The sequence below is a fragment of the Streptococcus sp. TATVAM-FAB8 genome (assembly GCF_046592795.1).
Lineage (GTDB): Bacteria > Bacillota > Bacilli > Lactobacillales > Streptococcaceae > Streptococcus > Streptococcus ruminicola.
In genome coordinates, this window is sequence record NZ_JAWVPQ010000002.1 from 57,109 (window position 1) to 78,739 (window position 21,631).

Sequence of the window (21,631 nt, forward strand, 5' to 3'; positions counted from 1 at the left end):
GGATTTGTAGTCAAAATGAAAAAGTTTTGTACTGTCAGGACGCAAGGAATAAGCATAAGTGATTTACCTGATTCAAAGGAACTATTAAAAGAACTAAGCAAAGTAAAGTATCGAGAGCGTTATTTTCGGACGTTCAGAGGAACGATTTTTGCTTTGATTACAGTGGCTGCGTCAGCAGTATTAGTAGCGAGCATTTGGTTACCAGTTCTACAAATTTATGGCAATTCTATGACACCTAATTTGGAGGCTGGGGATATGGTAGTCTCTGTCAATAGTAAACGTTTGGAACAAGGTGATGTAGTGGCTTTTTATTATAATAACAAGATTCTAGTAAAGCGTGTGATTGCAACATCTGGTCAATGGGTCAACATAGATAAAAAAGGTAATGTCTCTGTTGATGGTAAAAAATTGAAAGAGCCTTATTTGCAAAAATATGAAAGGGCTTACAGAGAGACTAATATTAATTTACCCTATCAAGTTCCTGATAGTCATTGTTTTGTTATGGGAGATCATCGCAGTGTGTCGATAGATTCTCGAAATAAGGCGGTTGGTACGGTTAGTGAAAATCAAATCGTTGGAAAATTAACCTTTCGGATTTGGCCGCTAACACGTTTAGGAGCAATTGAGTAACAAGGATTTATAGCCAAAAGAAAGGAGTTCTTATGAAAAAGCTGTGGCTCAATCTGATGACTCGATTTAAGCTGAGGCTTAGAGAAAGTGTTATTGCAAGGATAGCTTTGGCTTTATCGATTATTGTCGTTTTTTGTACAACTTATGCTTTAATTTTACCCGCCCTAACTGTCAGTATGGACAATCGTTCAGCTCTGATGCAATCAGCTGAAAATGTTTCTACCGAGCAACTAGAAAGCTCAGAAGAAAAGATGCAAGTGGAAGCTTCAAGTTCTGAACAAGAAACATCAGAGCAGAAAGACAGTCAAACCTCTTTAGATACGTCTTTAGAAGCTAGACGGTTGCAAGAAACAGCTGATAACCTAACAGTAGTGGCAGATTTTACGCAGGGAACTTTTACAGAGGATGTCTCTTTGAAAGTTAGACCGATAGCAGACACGGGAGAGATTAATCAAAAAATATCTACTGTTTTACGTGAAACAAAGCAGAGCCTGTCTAAGGCGTTATCTTATGATATTTCTTTTATTAATGCGGCTGGTCAGGAAGTTGAACCTCAAAAAGAAGTCACTGTTTCCTTGCAGTTCAATGCTGCGATAACTAGTTCGAAGTTGCAAAGCAGCTGGAAGTTATATCATTTCATTGGTAATGATATCAACCATGTAGAAGATTTGACGCACGAAAGTGACACCAATATTGAGCAGGACAGTTCAGAAAATGTTAAAAGTATTGGCTTTAAGTCGGATTCCTTTTCTACGTATACCTTAGCTGGGGTAACTTATGCAGATTTTACAGAATACTTAACGGGTTATTCTTATGATGAAAAAACTGTTGAAGAAAATTTAGCAACAAAAGTTTTGACAGTTGATTTGGAATTGGATTACTTGATTTCTAAGGCTCATTTGATGGCAGATAGGTATTATTATCTTGAATTGCCAAAAGGCACGGCTATTGGGCAAGATATAAATCTTGGGACAGAATATATTGGCAAGGATACGAATCAAGTTGATGCTTATACTTATCGCTTTGTTTATGACGAAGTCACGGGAAAATATTATATTTTAATTGCTTTTATTGAGAGTTATGTCACTGATATTGCCGATGGCACACAGTCAAAAGGGTGGATAAAATACGATGCGACCTATGGTAGTGACTATCAGCAAAATGATGGGAGTTATCAAGTGATTTATTCGGATGACCTTACCGTGACCATTCCAGAAAATGATATTAAAAAGAATTACGATTTAACAACATCTAAATCAGGTTGGGTTACTTATGATGGCGATACGCCTTACTTGACTTATACTGTTAAGGTTGATTCAAAATTTGGCACACCAAGTTCAATTGATATCAAAGATATTCTGAAAGCATCAGGCATTTCTCTGGCTGCTATTGATTCTGTTACTGTCAGTAAATCAACTTATGCTGGAAATAGTGGTAATGTTACTTCAACAGAAACTCTTCCATCTAAAGCTTATTCTTATGATTTTGATGTCTCAAATAAGAATTTGAACATGATGCTTCCACAGTTAATATCTGGGGGAACAGATTCAGCTGGTAATGTTATTGGGCACTTTTATACCATTACTTACCGTTATAAGATTTCTGGTTTAACAGCTGGTTCATCAGTTACGGCAAATAACACGGTGAATGCAAGTTCGCAGACAGATACAAGTGATAAACAGTCACATACAAGTAGTTCTCAAGTAACTTTAGCTCTAAATCAACTTGATAAAAAAGGACAGTACAACGATTCTGATGGCACGATTACTTGGACGATTAGAGTCAATGAGGGGCAAAGTGATATTGCCGGTGCTGTGTTGATCGATGATATGTTAGCTTCAGCAGGTAACATATCAATTTCACCAGAAGCTGGAGCAACTATTGAGTACAAAAATGGAAAAATTTCAGGCATTCGATTTAGCGCCTTTTCGAACAATAACAATACGAACAGTTATACGATTACTTATACGACGCCTGTTGATCAGACAACAGCTGGTTGGGATGCTGGTAAGATAACGAATAAAGTTATTTTAGATGATGATGGAAAAACGTTAACAACGACTGATCAAACGATTAAGGAAGCAGAGGTAACTCTTCCAGGAACAGGAGATATTACCAAAGAAGTGTCAGAGGTCATGGAGTTATCTGAACCAGGTGTCAGAGAAGTGGTTTGGGATGTTGAGATAAAAATGCCAAATTCAGGAGTGCTTAAAAAGGGGACAGTGTTTACAGATACATTGAAAGATCCGTGGAGTCCAAACGCTGATGTTCATTGGTACACTAAAGTGCAGTTGGAAGATCTTTACCACCGATTAGAAGAAGTTTTAGGAAAGAACAATTTTACATTAGAGGCACGTCAATCTTATTCTGATTATACGGATTACAGCCATTTAAGAGATAATGTTCACTATACAGAGTTTAAAGTGACTCTAACAGCTGATAAAACATCTTCAAAGGATGTCATGATTCATTATAGATCAATGATTAGCCTGGAGAAGAGTTCTAATCAACGTTATAGTAATCACATCATATCAGGAACTCACAGTGTTAGTACGGAGTACAATTATAGTAAGGACTCTAACGTCGTCAAAACTGATGGCCATGGTAATTCTGGAACAACTAAAACGACAAGTGCTGACGGAACGGTTACTTGGATGGTCAAAGTTGAGTTAGATGATAGTGCTACAAGTATGGTAGTGACGGATACTTTGCCAGAAGGTATTAGCTTAACAGGTCTATCATATGGTCAACGCTGGGGACAAATTAAGGCTAATCTTGATAGCGGTAGCTTGACACAAGGAAGTAACGACTGGGGAACCTATAACATTGCTTTAAACGGAACAGTTTCAAGTGATGGTGTGGTAACGCTAGATTTCACGACGACTGATGGCAAGAGTTTAAAGAACAACATTGGTGGGAACAGTGATTTTTGGATGACTTTTACAACTCACTACGATGATTTTACAGAAGGCAGTTCTAAGTTAGTCAAATCTCTCACAAATAATGTTTCTGTTACGGTCAATGGTGAGGATTATGGCTCAGATAATCAGACGCAAGAAGTAACGTTTAGTTCAGATGAGGGGAACTCTACAACGCCTGATGTTAAACCAATTGCTAAATCAGGTGAATGGGATAATGCCAAACGTCAGTTGACTTACAGCTTGTCAATCAATCCTCAAGCAGATGATTTAGTTGAAGGCTCAGACACGATAACTTTGACGGATGTTATGCATAATTGGTCAAATGTGATTTCTGAATATCTTATTCAAGATTCAGTGAAACTTTACTACACTGATGGTACTGAAGTTCCAGCCAGCGAATGGGCTTGGAAGATAAGTTCAACAGATGATGGGTGGGGCAATCATTATCACACCTTAGTGGTGACAATGAAAGATTCTAAGGCTTATATTCTTGATTACTCTTATCAATTAACAAAACCAAATGAAGATGCTGCCGCTTATTATTATCCTCACAATACGGCGACGCTTGAAGGCGTAGCAAATGGCTCAGATCACACCACAACGACAGTTCATTGGCAAAGAACGGGAACAAGTTCTGGATTTGATACTGAGAAAGCTTATATTATTAGCAAAGTTGATGCGGATAATTTTGGTTTAGATTTAGAAGGAGCAGTCTTTACTGTTTATAAATATGACGGTGACTCAGATGATAGTAACGATGAAATCGTGACGGCTTATCAGACAAATGCCAAAGGTCTCATCTCTATTGTCTACTCTTCAGGTAACTATCAAGAAGATCAGATTTACTATGCTAAGGAGACACAAGCTCCGGCAGGATACGAGTTGTCAGATAACCCTTCTAAGCACTATTTCTATTGGGATGAGGATGGTAGTTTTTCGGCTTTGCCGATAACCATTTCCAAATTAACCAATCTCTCAGAAAATAATGGTTCTGATTTTGTTGAAAATAAAAAAGCCAAGACTATTAATCTTACGGTTAAAAAGCAATGGTTCGATGCAGATGGTCAGGAAATAGGCAGTGCAGACGGTTCGATTGTATATGATGTGATACAAGTCGCAACAAAGGAAACTGGAGAAAGAACTGAGACATTTTATAAGTCTGGTGAGACTATGAGTCATTCAGATGATTGGACAAAAACTTACTCTAATTTACCATTAACAGATGCTCAAAAGACTGTTACTTATACTTACTATGTTCGAGAGTATGCAACTAGTGGATTTGACATTAGTTATGATAATGGAGCTCAAGTATCAGAAGAACCATCGACTCTTGCCTTGGCTTCAGATTCGGCTCTTATTGTTATGAAAAATACTGCGCAGAAACGATACGCTTTACCCAAAACGGGTGGTAAAGGTGATATTTGGTACTACGTTCTTGGAGCAATATGCATACTGATTGTTGTAGGGATGTTGATAGCATTTATATACGGCAAAGGTGGTGTTGCTTAACGAAGACGAGTAACTGCCTTGAAGTAAATATTTATATTGATTTAAAGGAAAGGACTTATGATGAAAAAGCTTAAATTATTTTTGGCAACCTTGCTAGCTCTTGTTTTTGCCTTTTCAGCAGGCAAAGTAAAAGCTTATGACATTACTGTTGATAACGCAGGTAGCGGTACTTATGAATCATACCGTATCTTTACAGGAACGTTATCAGAAGATGGAAAAACTCTTTCAAATATTAAGTGGGGAGATGGCATTACAGAAGCAGGTCGAACTGCTTTACAAGAAAAATACAAAGTGAGTTCTGCCGCAGCTCTTGCTGAGGTGATAGGAGCAGAAGGCTTCACAGCAACGCAGGCAGAAGAATTTGCGAAAGAGGCTGGTAAATACCTTCAAAATCCCGGCGGTTTAACAGGACTTACTGCTGGTTATTATCTTGTGCAAAATAAAACAGTTGGTAGTAATGAAGCCTACACTAACTATATCTTAGAAGTTGTTGGAAATGTTACTGTAACACCAAAGACTGATATTCCTACACTAGAGAAAAAGGTCAAAGATACAGATGATACTACGGGTGAAGTAACAGATTGGCAAGATTCTGCTGACTATGATTTTGATGATGACGTCCCATTTCAGTTGACAGCAACTTTACCAAGTAATTTCGATAGCTATGAAACTTATTATTTTGAAATTACAGACTCTCTCTCAGATGGCTTAACTTACAATAAAGATGCTAAAATTTATCTTGTAAATGGTAATCAAAAAGACGATGTTACAAAGAACTTTACTGTTGAAACTACTAATGAATTAAGTTTTAAGATTGATAATTTAAAAGCTGTTTCAGGTGTTACAGCTTCATCTAAAATTGTGGTTGAATATACTGCCACACTTAATAAAAGTGCTGTTATTGGTAAAGTTGGCAACCCAAATACGGCTAAATTAATTTATTCAAACAATCCAAATAGCCGAGGAACTGCTGGTAGCACGACAGAAACACCAGAAGACACGGTCATTGTCTTTACTTATAAAACAGTTGTCAATAAAGTTGACAATAAACAAACTCCTTTGGCAGGAGCAGAGTTTACATTGTACAAAAAGTTAGCAGATGGTTCTCAAAAAGCTGTTACGGCCATTAAAAATGATGCAGGGACAACTTTTGAGTTTAAAGGACTTGATGCCGGTGACTATATTTTGTCAGAAACAACAACACCAAATGGCTACAACACTATCGACGATATTGAATTTACCATCACTGCAGAACATGATGTCTTATCAGACACCCCGGCATTGAAATCTTTGTCTGGGAATGCTGCTAGTGGTGACATTACCTTTACTTCAGCTGTGACTGAAGGTTCGGTGTCAACGGATGTTGTCAACAAGAAAGGGGCAACTCTTCCGTCAACTGGTGGAACTGGGACAAGACTTCTTTATGTATTAGGTTTTATCCTTATATTTGGAGCGGGTATCTTATTAGTAACCAAAAAACGTATGGAAACTAAGTAACGAATTGCTATAGGGAATCAATCGGCAAGGTTATTTATCAGCGTTAACACTTTACACCAAGGACTATTTTTGTAAAGTTTTTGTTTACAACCTTGTCAACTTGATGTTGGGAGTGATTACATACTATCACTCTCTTTCCTATGTTTTAGAAAGAAAAATGTAATGCGATTTAGAAAATTCAAAGAGAATTTTGCTACAGCTATATTGATTAGTTTGCTACTAGTTGGTTTGTCCTTGGTTTTGTACCCGACAGTTAGTGATTATTGGAATTCATTTCATCAGTCAAAAGCAGTAGCTTCTTATTTGCAAGATGTTGAGGATATGGAAGAGAGTAAAAAGGATAGTTTGCGAGAAGAGGCGCGTGTCTATAATGAAAAACTTCCTCAAAACGTGACACCGAGTTTACAGGTAAGTAGGTACGACAAGACTTTTTACAATGAAACTTTCAAGGTATCAAAATCAGGGATTATGGCTTACATTGAGATACCAAAGTTAAATACCACACTTCCTATTTATCACGGGACAGACGAGACTGTTTTGCAAGTAGCTATTGGTCATATTCCGGGAACATCTTTTCCTATAGGAGGAAAAGGTATTCATGCGGTGGTTTCTGGTCATAGAGGCTTGCCATCAGCAAGATTGTTTACAGATATTGATCATTTGGTAGAAGGAGATATATTCTTAATTCAGGTTTTAGATGAAACGTTGACTTATCAAGTAGATCAAATATTGACGGTGCTTCCGCAGGAAGTGTCAGCTTTACGTGTTGATCCCAATCAAGATTATGTCACTTTAACGACATGTACGCCTTACGGGATTAATACTCATCGTTTGTTGGTTCGAGGTCATCGTGTGGCAAATCTTAAAGGAGATGTTCGCGTGATTTCAGAAGCGAGCCAAGTAGAGGTCTTACTGATTGCACCATTTATTGCCATTTTTATTTTTGTCGTGATTTTATTGGTGATAGTTGTTTATCGCAAGTGGCGACAATAGTAAAACTAGTTAGCTTTCGGGCTAACTAGTTTTTTGGCTAGTTCGTGTAGCAAAATCAACAAAGCGAAATTTTTCGAGTTTTTGTCGGCTTTCGGTGAATTGAAATTGCTGCTTGTTGGCAAGATAGACTTTTGATTTGACAAAAATTATAATAACAAGAGGATAATTAATAAAATTGCAATGATTAAAGTGATAGATAGCACATAAATCACTTTACCAGCAAGGCTATGAGGGTTAATAGAGACACCAAGTGTTCTTAAGCGCGTGATGTCATCTGTGTTGGAAAATTTTTCACACTCATACCGATAGGCAGAGGCAAGAAGTCCAAGAAGGGTAAGACAGAAGCCGCATAAGATGATTTTTAGACCAAAAGTCGATAACGATTTGCCAAATACCGCAGCAACCATAAAGAAAAAAATAGACAACACTAAAAAAATGAGAAAAGGTCCCCTTTTATCCTGACTAGTTTTCATAAAACCTCCCCAAATAACCTTTTTCCTCATTATAACACTAATTAGTTTAGACAATAAAAAATTATCTCCCTCAAACTCTTACTTGGGGGAGATTGTTTTTATGAGAATGTTTTTTGGAAAATATCTTGAACTTGATTGTCAGGTGTAATAGAAATCAGTTTTATTCCAATTACCTTTCCTTCAGAAAGTGATAAATGCTTCAGACAATAATGATAAGCCTTAGTCATCTTATCTTCAGCAATTCGGTTAGCAATTGTAAGATGTGGAACCCAGTTATTTGGTGAGTAAAGTGAGTCCTTGCTGAGATAATCACTTAATTGCTGATGGATGTCAAAATGAAGTTTACTCATCTGCGGAGTTTTTATAGGGCTAAGAAAAATGATATTGGCATTAATAAAAGAACCAATAGATGTAAACGAAATATCAATTGGCTTATCAGGAAGTGTTAAAGTTTCTAGTCCTTTTATGATATCGTCTTTGGTGGTGCCTTCGTCAAATGATGCTAAGGTAATATGTGGCTCTCTATCTGTTACTTCGTAAGCATATTGAGATAATTGGGCATCACTTAGCTCTTTCCAAAACTCTTTAATAGTCGCTTGTAGGTTATCATCCAACGTCATAATAAGTGCAAACATATCTCCACATCCCTTTAAGTATTTTAGGTAATATTATATCATCTTTTGAAGGACAATAAAAAAACACTTTAGCAAAATGCTAAAGTGTTTTCTGTATTCAATTATTTAACTTCAGTAAAGATTACGTGTTTACGCAATTTTGGTGAGTATTTTTTCAATTGAAGACGGTCTGGAGTGTTACGTTTGTTTTTTGAAGTAAGGTACAAGCGTTCACCAGATTCTTTGTGTTCAAGTGTAATATTTACGCGCATGGTATCTCCCTTCTAATTATTTAGCTGCTTTAGCGATTTTACGTCCTTTGTAGTATCCTTTAAGTGATACACGGTGAGAACGTGAGTAATCTCCAGTAGTTTCGTCAAATTTAACTGATGGAGCAGTCAATTTGTAGTGTGTACGACGTTTGTTTTTCTTCGCTTTTGAAGTGTGACGTGCAGGTACTGCCATGTTTTATTTCCTCCGATAATATTTTTAATTTGTTCTTGATTTTGAATCAACTTTAACATAATAACATATCTTTTTTGTAAAGTAAAGTTACTTGACAAAAAAATTGAAAAAGTTGGCAATTTAACGTTTTCAGGCAAGTTGGGCTTTAATAAAATACGAAAAATAAATAGTCCCTTCTTCTTTAGCTGCCCTTTTTATGATAAAATAAAGAGTGATTGAATAGCTACAATAGTAGAAAGGAATTAATGGGCTGAATTTGCAAAAATTTGGTGCCGGTATATCTTATTTATGAAATTACAAAAACCTAAAGGAACACAAGATATTTTACCTAGCGAAAGCGCTAAATGGCAATATGTCGAAGCTGTTGCACGTGAAACCTTCAAAAAATACAACTACAGTGAAATTCGTACACCAATGTTCGAACATTACGAAGTTATCAGTCGTTCAGTCGGTGATACAACTGATATCGTAACAAAAGAAATGTATGATTTCCATGATAAAGGTGACCGCCATATCACTTTGCGTCCAGAAGGAACAGCGCCAGTGGTTCGTTCTTTTGTGGAAAATAAATTATTTGCACCAGAAGTTCAAAAACCAGTTAAAATGTACTACATTGGCTCAATGTTCCGTTACGAACGTCCACAAGCTGGTCGTTTACGTGAATTCCACCAAGTCGGTGTTGAGTGTTTTGGTTCAGCAAATCCAGCTACAGACGTTGAAACAATCGTTATGGCTTACCAATTGTTCCAAACATTGGGGATTAAAGATGTGACACTTCACTTGAACACTCTAGGAAGTGCTGCTAGCCGTGCTGCTTACCGTCAAGCTTTGATTGATTATTTGACACCAATGCGTGACAAATTGTCAGCAGATAGCCAACGTCGTTTGGATGAAAACCCACTTCGTGTTCTTGACTCAAAAGAAAAAGAAGATAAAGTAGCTGTTGAAAATGCACCATCAATCCTTGATTATCTTGATGAAGAAAGTCAAGCTCACTTTGATGCCGTGCGTGAAATGCTTGAAACACTTAACATCCCATATGTAATTGATACTAATATGGTTCGTGGACTTGACTACTACAACCACACTATCTTTGAATTCATCACGACTGTTGATAAATCTGAGTTGACAATCTGTGCAGGTGGTCGCTACGATAGCCTTGTTGAATACTTTGACGGACCAGAAACACCTGGATTTGGTTTTGGACTTGGTCTTGAACGTTTGCTTCTTATCTTGGACAAACAAGGTATTGAATTGCCAGTTGAAAAAGAAATGGACGCCTACATCGCCGTCTTGGGACAAGGTGCTAACATTAAAGCTTTGGAATTGGTACAAGCTATCCGTAACCAAGGCTTCTCAGCTGAACGTGATTACCTTGGACGCAAGATTAAAGCACAATTCAAATCAGCTGACGCTTTCAATGCTAAAACAGTCATCACATTAGGTGAAAGCGAAATTGAAGCAGGTCAAGTCACTGTTAAAAATAATAAAACACGTGAAGAAGTTTCAGTCAGCTTTGCAGATATCGAAACAAACTTTGCAGAAATCCTTGCTAAATTAAGCTAAGAAAGCAATCTTTGCAAAAAGTTATGAGCTCTTTGTTAATGAAAAGGCTTAATGAGAAAAGAATTTGAAAAACTCCCCCACATGGGTGGGGTTTTTCTTTGCTTTTTGCTATAATAGATGGGAATGAATAAATTTAAAACGGAGAATCATATCAAATGAAACGTACAATGTATGCTGGTCGTGTTCGCAGCGAACACATTGGCCAAGAAATTACTCTAAAAGGTTGGGTCGGACGTCGCCGTGACCTCGGTGGACTTATTTTCATCGATCTTCGTGACCGCGAAGGTATCATGCAATTAGTCATCAACCCAGAGAAAGTTTCAAGTGATGTTATGGCAACTGCAGAAAGCCTTCGTAACGAATTCGTTATCGAAGTAACTGGTGTCGTTGCACAACGTGAACAAGAAAACACTAACTTGCCAACTGGTGCTGTTGAATTGAAAGTATCAGCATTGACAGTTTTGAACACCGCTAAAACAACACCATTTGAAATCAAAGATGATGTGGAAGTTAGCGATGATAACCGTCTTCGTTACCGTTACTTGGATCTTCGTCGTCCAAAAATGCTTAACAACTTCAAATTGCGTGCCAAAGTAACTCACTCAATCCGTAACTACTTGGATGGTTTAGAGTTTATCGATGTTGAAACACCAATGTTGACAAAATCAACTCCAGAAGGTGCGCGTGACTACTTGGTACCAAGCCGTGTGAACCAAGGTCATTTCTACGCTTTGCCACAAAGTCCACAAATCACAAAACAATTGTTGATGAACGCTGGTTTTGACCGCTACTACCAAATCGTTAAATGTTTCCGTGACGAAGACTTGCGTGGTGACCGTCAACCTGAATTTACACAGGTCGATATGGAAACTTCATTCTTGTCAGACAAAGATATCCAAGATATCACTGAAGGAATGATTGCTAAAGTCATGAAAGACACTAAAGGAATCGACGTTACATTGCCATTCCCACGTATGTCTTATGACGATGCAATGAACAACTACGGTTCAGATAAACCTGATACACGTTTTGAAATGCTTTTACAAGACTTGACAGACCTTGTCAAGGATGTTGACTTCAAAGTCTTCTCACAAGCTCCAGTCGTAAAAGCAATCGTTGTTAAAGGTAATGCAGATAAATACTCACGTAAAAGCATTGATAAATTAACAGAATTCGCAAAACAATTTGGTGCCAAAGGTCTTGCTTGGGTTAAATTTACTGATGGTTCTCTTAACGGACCTGTTGCCAAATTCTTGACAAGTATTGAAGATAAGTTGACAGCAAGTTTACAACTTGAAGACAATGATTTGGTACTTTTCGTTGCTGATACACTTGAAGTAGCTAACAACACACTTGGTGCACTTCGTACACGTATCGCTAAAGAACTTGATATGGTTGACAACTCTAAATTCAACTTCCTTTGGGTTGTTGATTGGCCAATGTTTGAGTGGTCTGAAGAAGAAGGGCGTTACATGTCTGCTCACCACCCATTCACATTGCCGACTGAAGAATCAGCTCACGAATTAGAAGGTGACCTTGCTAAAGTTCGTGCCGTTGCATACGATATCGTTCTTAACGGTTATGAACTCGGTGGTGGTAGCCTACGTATCAACCAACGTGAATTGCAAGAACGTATGTTCAAAGCTCTTGGCTTTACAGCTGAAGAAGCAGCTGACCAATTTGGTTTCTTGCTAGAAGCTATGAACTACGGATTCCCACCACACGGTGGACTTGCTATTGGTCTTGACCGTTTTGTTATGCTTCTTGCTGGTGAAGACAACATTCGTGAAGTTATTGCCTTCCCTAAAAATAACAAAGCAACTGACCCAATGACACAAGCACCTAGCCTTGTTTCAGACAAACAATTAGAAGAATTGGCTTTAGCAACTAAAACTAATAACTAATGATTAAAAAAGCATCTTTAAAAAAGAAAACAAAGTATATCGTTAGCCGTTGGGCTAAGAAATATGGCCTTTTAAAAACGATGCAAAGCATTTCAAGAGAGAAGTACGCGGAAAAAATTTCCGCTTCTCTTTTTTATGGTTTGCTTTCAGCTATCGCGGTAAACTTCTTCTTCCAACCAGGACATGTCTATTCAAGTGGCGCAACTGGTTTGGCACAGGTTTTGTCAGCGATTAGCGAGCGTTTGATTGGCTTTAGATTACCGATTTCTATCGTTTTTTATGCCATTAATTTGCCGCTATTAATCTTGGCTTGGTATAAAATTGGTCATAAATTTACCGTTTTTACCCTGATTACAGTTTCCATGAGTTCATTCTTCATCCAAATTGTTCCAGAGATTACGCTAACAACTGATCCACTTGTCAATGCTATTTTTGGTGGTTTGGTTATGGGTACTGGGGTTGGATTTAGTTTGAAATCACGTATTTCCAGTGGTGGTACTGACATCGTCAGCTTGACCATTCGTAAAAAAACGGGACGTGATGTCGGAAGCATTTCCCTTATGGTAAATGGCGTTATCATGATTTTTGCGGGCATTCTATTTGGTTGGCAGTATGCCCTTTACTCAATGGTGACTATTTTCGTCTCAAGTCGTGTGACGAATGCGATTTTCACAAAACAAAAGAAAATGCAGGCAATGATTGTAACCAGCTGCCCAGAAAAAGTTATCGCTATGATTCACACTAAACTTCATCGTGGAGTGACACAGATAAATAATGCTGAGGGAACTTACAATCATGAAAAGAAAGCAGTTCTGCTAGCTATTATTACTCGTGAAGAGTACAATGATTTCAGATATTTAATGAGGAAAACAGATCCTAAGGCCTTTGTTTCGGTTGCTGAAAATGTTCATATTATTGGACGTTTTGTTGATGACTAACCTTTTGATTAATTTCCTATAATTAGTTTTAGGAGGAGTGTAATATGGCTCAAAAGCTTAGACAAATTCGAAGTTTATTGTTGATTGCTCTTGGTGTAGCAATGTATACCTTTGGTTTTGTTAAATTTAATATGGCAAACGCTCTTGCTGAAGGTGGCGTTGCAGGGGTAACCTTGATTATCCATGCGCTTTATAAAATTGACCCAGCTTATACTTCTCTCATTTTAAATATTCCTTTGTTTATCATGGGAGCTAGAGTTTTGGGGCGAAAATCATTAGCTTTGACCATTTATGGGACAGTTTTACTTTCCTTCTTTATCTGGTTTTGGCAACAAGTACCAGTGAAAATTGTGTTACAAGATGACATGATGTTGGTTGCTGTTGTCGCTGGTTTATTTGCAGGTGCAGGTAGTGGACTGGTTTTTCGATATGGTGCAACGACAGGTGGTACAGATATCGTTGGACGCGTGATTGAGGAAAAATTTGGCTTTAAATTAGGTCAAACGCTTCTATTTGTGGATGCTCTTGTATTGACAGCGTCACTTGTTTACATTGATTTGCAACACATGCTTTACACTTTGGTAGCAAGTTTTGTGTACAGCCAAGTGCTAACAATTGTGCAAAATGGTGGTTATACAGTACGTGGTATGATTATCATTACCCAAAAATCGCAAGAAGCTGCGGATGCTATTTTGAATGGTATTAACCGTGGTGTCACTTACCTAAATGGACAAGGGGCTTACTCAGGAAATGAAAAAAATATCTTGTACGTTGTTTTGAATCCAGGTGAAGTTCGTGATGTCAAAGCTATCATGGCTGATCTGGACCCAGATGCTTTTATTTCCATTATAGATGTTGACGAAGTTGTTTCTTCTGACTTTAAAATCAGAAGAAAGAACTACGATAAATAGTCAAAAAGACGAGGTGATTTCACCCGTCTTTTTTTTGATTGACATAAGTGCGGAAAATTCATAAACTAAAGAAAACGATTACAATGTATAGGAGTGATTTGAGATGGCTAAAAGAATTAATGTCACACTTGTCAAAGTTTCTATGATTATTAAAGGTTATGAATGTGGACCAGGTGTTCCAAAACTTTTGGTACAGTTGACGCATAAAGTGTCAGGAGTTATTGCTGATAAGCTCCTAGTCAGGACTGCAGGTAAAGAACGTCAGATTAGTAGAGTGTACTTATCAGATGACAAGGGACAAGAAGTCAGCAGTGCCAGTGAGTATCTAGTTATCAAAATGCCAGTGACTTTTGATAGTCAGAAAAATGCAGCTATAGCTTGTCCATTTTATTACAATCTAGAAACCTTGCATAACACTTGGGTGGAAGATTATCCAGTTACTATAAATGGATTAGAGGTAATTTGTGACGGTGAAGTGGCTGAACTATCTGGAAGCTATGATATTATTCATAACCGTCTATCACCTGATACTGATGTCTTTAATAAGCGTGGCTTTTATTCTGGGACTTATCTCAATCCATTAACGAAGCAAACAGAAAAACTCTCCCTTCATTATGTGGCTTACGAGCCTAAGCACTTAAAATCCGGAGAAAGTTTTCCTTTGTTAATCTGGCTACATGGTCAAGGTGAAGGTGGGGTAGACACGGACATTACCCTTCTTGGAAATGAGGTGGTAGCTCTAGCTAAGCCCGCTATTCAATCCCATTTTACAGCTGGTAAGCAAACAGGTGCTTATGTTTTAGCTATTCAGACTCCAACTTATTGGATGGATGAAGGTGATGGGACCAATGGTGCTGGCGCTGGCGATTCGCGTTATACAGAGATTCTGATGGATATCATCAAAAATTATGTTGCGAGTACGCCTGCTGTGGATACCAATCGCATTTACCTAGCAGGTTGTTCAAATGGTGGCTACATGACGATTAATCTTGCTATTTCAAATCCTGGTTATTTTGCGGCTCTAGTTCCTCAAGCGGCAGCCTATTCTTATTATCAATATGAGAGAAATGCTGACGGTTCATACGCCATTTCGCCTTTTTCTAATAGCCTTATTCGTAAAGATGACTTTTATTTTGATGAGGAAAAAATGCTAGCGCTAAAAGAGACACCGATGTGGTTTGTCCACGCAGCCAACGACAGCATTGTCAATCCAAAGGATTATTCATTGCCTATTTATAAGGCTTTGCTTGATAGCGGAGCTGAGAACAAGTGGTTTTCTTACTTTGAAAGTGTCGAGGGAACAGACATGAAAGGTGTCTCTTACCTTGGGCATTTATCTTGGATTTATTTCTTTAAGGACCAAGTGTTAGGGGTGCAGGATGTCTCTGCTATCAAAAGTGCGAAAGACTTATCAGGCTTTTCTCCAAGTAATAAAGGAAAAGGCGGCACAAGCACAGCTAAAGTCTCAGGGAAAACCTATCACAATATCTTTGATTGGTTAAATGACCAGAAGAAAGCATAAAAAAAGACCGTTAAAACGGTCTTTTTGACTATGGATGAAAGAGGCTGCCTAGCATAATAGCAGTAGCGGCATGCCCTTTATATTTTTCAGGGCTGTCAGCAATTTCTTTGTAAAGTGCTGTAATTTCAGGTGATGTCTTGAGTTTATGCGTTAGCAAATACATAGAAATGGCATGAGCCAGTTTGGTACGTGCTAGTTGATCGTGTTCGTTTTTTTCCAAATCTTTAGCAAGTGCAAAGATGTCTGCTTTTAGAGGTTCGTTATCAGGTAAGCTAGCATAAGCTTTACTGAGCAATTCCATGAGATGATTTTCCCTTGTCATAATAAAAATCTCCTTTATGATTATGGCAATAGTTTATTATTTTAGCTCAAAAAGGTCAAGAAAAAAGAGAGTGGACAGATTCCAACTCTCTTTTTTATATATTGTCAGAAATGATTACATTTCGTTTGGTGCTTCAACGCCAAGAAGACGAAGTGCTTCTTTAAGAACTGTAGCAGTTGCGTAGCTGAGGGCTAGACGGCTGTCACGTTCTGGGCTTTCGTCAAGGATACGTGTGTGTGCGTAGTATTTGTTGAAGCTTTGTGCAAGGCTGATAGCGAATTTTGCAATGATTGATGGTTCAAAGTTGTCAGCTGCACGTTTGATAATGCGTGGGAAGTCTTGGATAAGTTTCACAATTTCCCAGCTTTCAGCATCATCAAGGCTGTAAACGTCGTTTACAGATGGTGTAAACTCAGCTTTACGAAGGATTGATTGGATACGAGCGTGAGCGTATTGCACGTAAGGTCCAGTTTCACCTTCAAATGATACCATAGCGTCAAGGTCGAAGTCGTAACCGTTCAAGCGGTCTGTTTTCAAATCGTAGAATTTGATAGCGCCGACACCGACAGCATGAGCAACAGCTTCTTTATCAGCAAGGTTAGGGTTTTTAGCGTTGATTTGATCTTCAGCTCGTTTAACAGCTTCAGCAATTGTTGGTTCAAGAAGGATAACGTTACCTTTACGAGTTGATAATTTTTTACCTTCTTTAGTAACAAGTCCAAATGGTACGTGAGTAATATCTTCGTTCCATTCGAAATCCATTTCGTTAAGAACGGCTTTCAATTGTTTGAAGTGAGCTGATTGTTCGTTACCAACAACGTAGATAGCTTTGGCAAAGTCATAAGTACGTTTGCGGTAAAGAGCGGCAGCCAAGTCACGTGTGATGTAAAGTGTTGCACCATCAGATTTTTTAATCAATGCTGGGTGTTCGATACCGTATTTTTCAAGGTTAACAACTTGAGCACCTTGAGATTCTTCAAGAAGACCTTTTTCAGTCAAGATATCGACAACTTCATCCATTTTATCGTTGTAGAAAGCTTCACCGTTAAAGCTATCAAATGAAACACCAAGTTCATTGTAAAGGCGGTTGAATTCTACAAGACTTTCGTCACGGAACCATTGCCATAGTGAGATAGCTTCTTCGTCGCCTGCTTCCAATTTACGGAACCATTCGCGAGCTTCTTCATCAAGTTCTGGTTTAGTTTCAGCTTCAGCGTTGATACGAACGTAAAGTTTCAAGAGTTCGTCGATTGGATGAGCTTTAACAGCTTCTTCGTCACCCCATTTTTTGTAGGCAACAATCAACATACCGAACTGTTTACCCCAGTCACCAAGGTGATTGATTTTAACAGCTTTATAACCGAGTTTTTCAAAAATGTTAGCCAAGCTATCACCGATAACAGTTGAACGAAGGTGTCCAATTGAGAATGGTTTAGCGATGTTTGGACTAGACATATCGATAGCAACATTGCGGCCGTGTCCTTCATCCTGGCTAGCGTAGTCGCTTCCGTTTGCGATAACTTGCCCTAGGACATCAGCAGAGATGCTTTTTTTGTCAAGGAAGAAGTTGATGTATGGTCCAACAGCTTCGATTTTTTCAAAACCAGCTGTGTCCATTTTTTCAGCAATATCTGCTGCAATCATTTGTGGTGCTTTACGGAGGATTCGAGCTAATGAGAATGCTGGAAAAGCAAGGTCCCCCATATCAGAATTTTTTGGCACTTCAAGCAGATTAACAATTTGTTCTTGGTCTAATTCTGGAACAATAGTGTGAATGCGTTCTGCAATTGTACGTTTAGTATCCATGATTTTCTCCTAAATTAGTTAGTCATATTATTTTAACATAAAAATAAGAAATAAACGAGGCAAGTGACAAGAAAACGTTTGAAGGAGTAAAAATTAAGACTTTATAAGGAAGATAGCCCAAGGAAAGGTGAAAAAATTCCATTTTTTTGGTATAATTTTAAGGATAAATATACACAAAGGGAAAGTTAAATGAATAAAATAGAACGTCAAAATCGAATCAAACGTTTGATTCAATCAGGCCATATCGGCACACAAGAGGAAATCAAGCGACATTTGCAGGAAGAAGGCATTAACGTCACTCAAGCGACCTTGTCACGTGACCTTCGTGAAATTGGACTGTTGAAATTGCGCGATGCTTCAGGAAAACTCTACTACAGCCTATCAGAGACTTCAGAGACAACTTTTGGAGCGAATATCCGTTCATATATTCTAAAGGTAGCTCGTGCAGGTTTCATGTTGGTGTTACATACTAATCTTGGTGAAGCAGATGTTTTAGCCAACTTGATTGACAGCAGCGATATCGCTGAAATTTTAGGAACTGTGGCTGGCGCTGATACTTTGTTGGTCATTTGTAAAGATGAAGAAACAGCAAAAGCTTTTGAAAGTGACTTATCAACAGGCTTATGAGCAACTATGAAGAAGCCGTAGAACGATTGCTAGAAGTCATAAAAAAGCATGATAGCGTCATCGAATTTCAAAAGGCTGAAGAAAAAATAAAGGACTTTCCAGAACTAGAAGAATTGGTCAAAGATATGAAGGCTTATCAGCAGGAGGCTGTGCTTTTTCACAAGATTGATAAAGCGCACGCTGAGAAAAAAGCTGGTGAGCAAGCTGACCAGTTGCAAGAAGAACTATCAGACCTTCCAATTGTCAAAGATTATCGTGCAAAAATGCAGGATGCCAGTGACCTAGTTCAATATATTACAAATAGCTTGGAAACGAAAATTAACGAGGAGTTAAGTAATGGCAAAAGATAAAATTTCTCCAGGCATGCAACAGTATTTGGATGTCAAAAAAGACTATCCAGATGCTTTTTTACTTTTCCGCATGGGAGACTTTTACGAACTATTTTATGAGGATGCTGTTAAGGCGGCACAGATTTTAGAGATTAGTTTAACTAGTCGTAATAAAAATGCTGACAATCCTATTCCGATGGCTGGTGTTCCTTATCATTCAGCCCAACAATACATTGATGTCTTAGTTGAGATGGGGTATAAGGTAGCCATTGCTGAGCAGATGGAAGATCCGAAGCAGGCAGTTGGTGTGGTTAAGCGTGAAGTCGTTCAGGTGATTACACCAGGGACAGCGGTTGATTCTTCTAAGCCAGATAATGCTAATAATTTCTTGGTAGCCATCGATTCAGATGGTAAAACTTTTGGTTTGGCATACATGGATGTGTCAACAGGTGAATTTTATGCTACAAGCCTCTCAGACTTTACTAGTCTAAAAAGTGAGATTTTAAACCTCAAGGCTCGTGAAATCGTGGTTGGTTATGACCTTTCTGAAGATGAGCAACACAGCTTGGTTAAACAACTCAATCTCTTATTATCGTTTGAGCAAGAGCGCTATGAAGATGTGCATTTGATTGACCCGAATTTAACAGCGTTAGAGATTTCTGCTGCTGAAAAACTTCTTCAATACGTTCATACGACACAAAAACGTGAACTCAGTCACCTGCAAAAGCTGGTTCACTATGAAATCAAAGACTATCTTCAAATGTCTTATACGACAAAATCAAGTCTTGATTTGCTAGAAAATGCCCGCACAAGCAAGAAGCACGGTAGTCTTTACTGGTTGCTTGATGAAACTAAGACGGCTATGGGGATGCGTTTGTTGCGTAACTGGATTGATCGTCCATTGGTTAACCAAGAACAAATTGAAGAACGCCAAAATATTGTCCAAGTTTTCTTAGACAACTTCTTTGAACGTAGTGATTTGACGGACAGTCTAAAAGGCGTTTATGATATTGAGCGTTTAGCTAGTCGTGTGTCATTTGGAAAAGCCAATCCAAAAGATTTGCTTCAACTTGGTCACACTTTGGGACAAGTGCCAACTATTAAAGCTATCTTGGAATCTTTTGATAGTCCTTACCTTGACAAGCTTGTCAACAGCATTGACACTTTACCAGAGCTAGAGTCATTGATTAGCTCTGCTATTGACCCAGATGCTCAGGCAGTGATTACAGAAGGAAGTATTATTAAAACTGGTTTTGATGAGACTTTGGACAAATACCGTAAAGTCATGCGCGAAGGGACAAGCTGGATTGCTGAGATTGAAGCCAAAGAACGTGCGGCAAGTGGCATTACAAATCTGAAAATTGATTACAATAAAAAAGATGGTTACTATTTCCATGTAACAAATTCTAACCTTTCTTTGGTGCCAGATTACTTCTTCCGTAAAGCAACTTTGAAGAATTCAGAGCGTTTTGGTACGGCTGAATTGGCTAAAATTGAAGGTGAAATGCTAGAGGCGCGTGAGCAATCAGCGAGTCTGGAATACGATATTTTCATGCGCGTTCGCGCACAGGTGGAACGTTATATTTCACGTCTGCAAGATTTGGCAAAAGCTATTTCTACAGTCGATGTTCTGCAAAGTTTGGCAGTGGTTGCGGAAAACAACCATTATGTTCGTCCAAGCTTTAATGATAGCCATGAAATTAAGATTGAAAAAGGTCGCCATGCGGTTGTTGAAAAAGTCATGGGTACGCAAGAATATATCCCAAATACCATCACATTTGGCAGAAATACCAATATTCAGCTGATTACTGGTCCAAATATGAGTGGTAAGTCAACTTATATGCGTCAGTTAGCTTTGACGGTTATCATGGCGCAGATGGGGTCATACGTTGCTGCTGAGAGTGTCAGTCTTCCCGTTTTTGATGCGATTTTCACACGTATTGGTGCGGCGGATGATTTGATTTCAGGTCAATCAACCTTTATGGTGGAAATGATGGAAGCCAACCAAGCCATCAAACGTGCCAGTGAAAAATCTTTGATTCTCTTTGATGAATTGGGACGCGGGACAGCGACTTACGATGGAATGGCTTTAGCACAATCTATCATTGAGTATATCCACGATCACATTGGTGCTAAGACCATGTTTGCGACTCACTATCATGAGTTGACATCTCTGTCAACTACATTGACACATCTTGTAAACGTCCATGTTGCAACTCTAGAACGTAATGGTGATGTGACTTTCCTTCATAAAATCGCAGAAGGACCAGCTGACAAATCTTATGGTATTCATGTGGCGAAAATTGCAGGTTTGCCAGAAGATTTGTTGCAACGAGCAGATAGTATTTTAACCAATCTCGAATCAGGTGCTGCGCAGCTTCATTTGACAGCAGAAACTGAAGAGAAAACTCAAGTGAAGACAGAAGCGGAAGAACCTGTTGCAGAGCAGCTTAGCTTATTTGCAGATGACTCAAGTAACCAAGAAGTGATTGAAGCTCTTAAAAAAGTGGACTTGATGAATCTAACACCAATGCAAGCTATGAATGTCATTTATGAGTTGAAAAACATGTTATAAAAGTAAGAGGCAATCTAAAAGCAGATTGC

General features: G+C 38.4%; 18 protein-coding genes and 1 pseudogene. 12 read left to right on the forward strand and 7 right to left on the reverse strand.

The genetic code is table 11. The features are described from left to right. Window positions 1-15 precede the first annotated feature (15 nt). From lepB to SFC32_RS02035, 4 genes are all read left to right on the forward strand, one after another. Window positions 16-630 carry a signal peptidase I gene (gene lepB / locus SFC32_RS02020; protein WP_411049463.1) on the forward strand — a complete coding sequence of 205 codons (615 nt, stop codon included), beginning with the start codon at window positions 16-18 and terminating at the stop codon, window positions 628-630. Between the two features lie 32 nt (window positions 631-662). Next, complete coding sequence (locus SFC32_RS02025) at window positions 663-5,060, forward strand: SpaA isopeptide-forming pilin-related protein (RefSeq protein ID WP_411049462.1); 4,398 nt, start codon at window positions 663-665, stop codon at window positions 5,058-5,060. Between the two features lie 60 nt (window positions 5,061-5,120). Further along, window positions 5,121-6,557: an isopeptide-forming domain-containing fimbrial protein gene (locus SFC32_RS02030; RefSeq protein ID WP_411049465.1), complete on the forward strand. Its 1,437-nt coding sequence runs from the start codon at window positions 5,121-5,123 to the stop codon at window positions 6,555-6,557. Between the two features lie 162 nt (window positions 6,558-6,719). After that, window positions 6,720-7,550 (forward strand): class C sortase, encoded by an 831-nt coding sequence (locus SFC32_RS02035; protein WP_411049461.1) that lies wholly within the window; start codon window positions 6,720-6,722, stop codon window positions 7,548-7,550. A 21-nt stretch (window positions 7,551-7,571) separates the two neighbouring features. On the opposite strand, the pseudogene SFC32_RS02040 reads toward SFC32_RS02035, so the two are convergent. The 5 genes and pseudogenes from SFC32_RS02040 to rpmF form a co-directional block, all read right to left on the reverse strand. After that, window positions 7,572-7,700, reverse strand: a pseudogene (locus SFC32_RS02040) (trehalose operon repressor); the annotation flags it as partial. Then, window positions 7,697-8,023 (reverse strand): hypothetical protein, encoded by a 327-nt coding sequence (locus tag SFC32_RS02045; protein ID WP_411049460.1) that lies wholly within the window; start codon window positions 8,021-8,023, stop codon window positions 7,697-7,699. The pseudogene SFC32_RS02040 and the gene SFC32_RS02045, both read right to left, overlap by 4 nt. A 98-nt stretch (window positions 8,024-8,121) precedes the next feature. After that, window positions 8,122-8,658 carry a 2'-5' RNA ligase family protein gene (locus tag SFC32_RS02050; protein ID WP_411049459.1) on the reverse strand — a complete coding sequence of 179 codons (537 nt, stop codon included), beginning with the start codon at window positions 8,656-8,658 and terminating at the stop codon, window positions 8,122-8,124. A gap of 101 nt (window positions 8,659-8,759) precedes the next feature. After that, window positions 8,760-8,909, reverse strand: coding sequence for a 50S ribosomal protein L33 (rpmG, locus tag SFC32_RS02055; protein ID WP_002262412.1), 150 nt, complete (start codon window positions 8,907-8,909; stop codon window positions 8,760-8,762). A gap of 16 nt (window positions 8,910-8,925) precedes the next feature. Further along, a complete protein-coding gene (gene rpmF / locus SFC32_RS02060) occupies window positions 8,926-9,102 on the reverse strand; it encodes a 50S ribosomal protein L32 (RefSeq protein ID WP_003066947.1) in 177 nt (58 codons plus the stop codon). Between the two features lie 288 nt (window positions 9,103-9,390). Here rpmF and hisS point away from each other — a divergent pair, with 288 nt between their 5' ends. From hisS to SFC32_RS02085, 5 genes are all read left to right on the forward strand, one after another. Beyond that, the gene (hisS, locus tag SFC32_RS02065) at window positions 9,391-10,668 is read left to right on the forward strand and encodes a histidine--tRNA ligase (RefSeq protein WP_411049458.1); all 1,278 of its coding nucleotides are present in this window, start codon (window positions 9,391-9,393) and stop codon (window positions 10,666-10,668) included. A 155-nt stretch (window positions 10,669-10,823) separates the two neighbouring features. Next, the gene (aspS, locus tag SFC32_RS02070) at window positions 10,824-12,572 is read left to right on the forward strand and encodes an aspartate--tRNA ligase (protein ID WP_039696130.1); all 1,749 of its coding nucleotides are present in this window, start codon (window positions 10,824-10,826) and stop codon (window positions 12,570-12,572) included. After that, window positions 12,572-13,510, forward strand: coding sequence for a YitT family protein (locus tag SFC32_RS02075; RefSeq protein WP_039696131.1), 939 nt, complete (start codon window positions 12,572-12,574; stop codon window positions 13,508-13,510). Before aspS ends, SFC32_RS02075 begins: the two co-directional genes overlap by 1 nt. A 44-nt stretch (window positions 13,511-13,554) precedes the next feature. Next, complete coding sequence (locus SFC32_RS02080) at window positions 13,555-14,421, forward strand: YitT family protein (RefSeq protein ID WP_411049457.1); 867 nt, start codon at window positions 13,555-13,557, stop codon at window positions 14,419-14,421. 103 nt (window positions 14,422-14,524) lie between these two features. Next, on the forward strand, window positions 14,525-15,943 hold the full coding sequence (locus tag SFC32_RS02085) for a prolyl oligopeptidase family serine peptidase (protein ID WP_411049456.1): 1,419 nt from the start codon (window positions 14,525-14,527) through the stop codon (window positions 15,941-15,943). A 28-nt stretch (window positions 15,944-15,971) separates the two neighbouring features. On the opposite strand, the gene SFC32_RS02090 is transcribed toward SFC32_RS02085, so the two are convergent. Together SFC32_RS02090 and argS are read right to left on the reverse strand one after the other, a co-directional pair. Then, entirely contained in the window at window positions 15,972-16,265 is a 294-nt protein-coding gene (locus tag SFC32_RS02090) for a bacteriocin immunity protein (RefSeq protein WP_411049455.1), read from the reverse strand. Window positions 16,266-16,379: 114 nt separating this feature from the next. Continuing rightward, window positions 16,380-18,071 carry an arginine--tRNA ligase gene (gene argS, locus SFC32_RS02095; RefSeq protein ID WP_214223202.1) on the reverse strand — a complete coding sequence of 564 codons (1,692 nt, stop codon included), beginning with the start codon at window positions 18,069-18,071 and terminating at the stop codon, window positions 16,380-16,382. Window positions 18,072-18,260: 189 nt separating this feature from the next. Here argS and argR point away from each other — a divergent pair, with 189 nt between their 5' ends. From argR to mutS, 3 genes are read left to right on the forward strand one after another with little or no spacing between them, the layout of a single operon-like run. Further along, a complete protein-coding gene (gene argR / locus SFC32_RS02100; protein WP_006531423.1) occupies window positions 18,261-18,698 on the forward strand; it encodes an arginine repressor in 438 nt (145 codons plus the stop codon). Next, window positions 18,695-19,048 (forward strand): YlbF family regulator, encoded by a 354-nt coding sequence (locus SFC32_RS02105; RefSeq protein WP_039696136.1) that lies wholly within the window; start codon window positions 18,695-18,697, stop codon window positions 19,046-19,048. The genes argR and SFC32_RS02105 overlap by 4 nt, the downstream gene beginning before the upstream one ends. Next, window positions 19,035-21,602 carry a DNA mismatch repair protein MutS gene (mutS, locus tag SFC32_RS02110; protein ID WP_411049454.1) on the forward strand — a complete coding sequence of 856 codons (2,568 nt, stop codon included), beginning with the start codon at window positions 19,035-19,037 and terminating at the stop codon, window positions 21,600-21,602. Before SFC32_RS02105 ends, mutS begins: the two co-directional genes overlap by 14 nt. Window positions 21,603-21,631: the final 29 nt, after the last annotated feature.

What these genes read in the sequence shown, in the direction of transcription:
- lepB (WP_411049463.1), top strand. Translation starts at nt 16, where the DNA reads ATGAAAAAGTTTTGTACTGTCAGGACGCAAGGAATAAGCATAAGTGAT.
- SFC32_RS02025 (WP_411049462.1), top strand. Translation starts at nt 663, where the DNA reads ATGAAAAAGCTGTGGCTCAATCTGATGACTCGATTTAAGCTGAGGCTT.
- SFC32_RS02030 (WP_411049465.1), top strand. Translation starts at nt 5,121, where the DNA reads ATGAAAAAGCTTAAATTATTTTTGGCAACCTTGCTAGCTCTTGTTTTT.
- SFC32_RS02035 (WP_411049461.1), top strand. Translation starts at nt 6,720, where the DNA reads ATGCGATTTAGAAAATTCAAAGAGAATTTTGCTACAGCTATATTGATT.
- SFC32_RS02045 (WP_411049460.1), bottom strand. Translation starts at nt 8,023, where the DNA reads ATGAAAACTAGTCAGGATAAAAGGGGACCTTTTCTCATTTTTTTAGTG.
- SFC32_RS02050 (WP_411049459.1), bottom strand. Translation starts at nt 8,658, where the DNA reads ATGTTTGCACTTATTATGACGTTGGATGATAACCTACAAGCGACTATT.
- rpmG (WP_002262412.1), bottom strand. Translation starts at nt 8,909, where the DNA reads ATGCGCGTAAATATTACACTTGAACACAAAGAATCTGGTGAACGCTTG.
- rpmF (WP_003066947.1), bottom strand. Translation starts at nt 9,102, where the DNA reads ATGGCAGTACCTGCACGTCACACTTCAAAAGCGAAGAAAAACAAACGT.
- hisS (WP_411049458.1), top strand. Translation starts at nt 9,391, where the DNA reads ATGAAATTACAAAAACCTAAAGGAACACAAGATATTTTACCTAGCGAA.
- aspS (WP_039696130.1), top strand. Translation starts at nt 10,824, where the DNA reads ATGAAACGTACAATGTATGCTGGTCGTGTTCGCAGCGAACACATTGGC.
- SFC32_RS02075 (WP_039696131.1), top strand. Translation starts at nt 12,572, where the DNA reads ATGATTAAAAAAGCATCTTTAAAAAAGAAAACAAAGTATATCGTTAGC.
- SFC32_RS02080 (WP_411049457.1), top strand. Translation starts at nt 13,555, where the DNA reads ATGGCTCAAAAGCTTAGACAAATTCGAAGTTTATTGTTGATTGCTCTT.
- SFC32_RS02085 (WP_411049456.1), top strand. Translation starts at nt 14,525, where the DNA reads ATGGCTAAAAGAATTAATGTCACACTTGTCAAAGTTTCTATGATTATT.
- SFC32_RS02090 (WP_411049455.1), bottom strand. Translation starts at nt 16,265, where the DNA reads ATGACAAGGGAAAATCATCTCATGGAATTGCTCAGTAAAGCTTATGCT.
- argS (WP_214223202.1), bottom strand. Translation starts at nt 18,071, where the DNA reads ATGGATACTAAACGTACAATTGCAGAACGCATTCACACTATTGTTCCA.
- argR (WP_006531423.1), top strand. Translation starts at nt 18,261, where the DNA reads ATGAATAAAATAGAACGTCAAAATCGAATCAAACGTTTGATTCAATCA.
- SFC32_RS02105 (WP_039696136.1), top strand. Translation starts at nt 18,695, where the DNA reads ATGAGCAACTATGAAGAAGCCGTAGAACGATTGCTAGAAGTCATAAAA.
- mutS (WP_411049454.1), top strand. Translation starts at nt 19,035, where the DNA reads ATGGCAAAAGATAAAATTTCTCCAGGCATGCAACAGTATTTGGATGTC.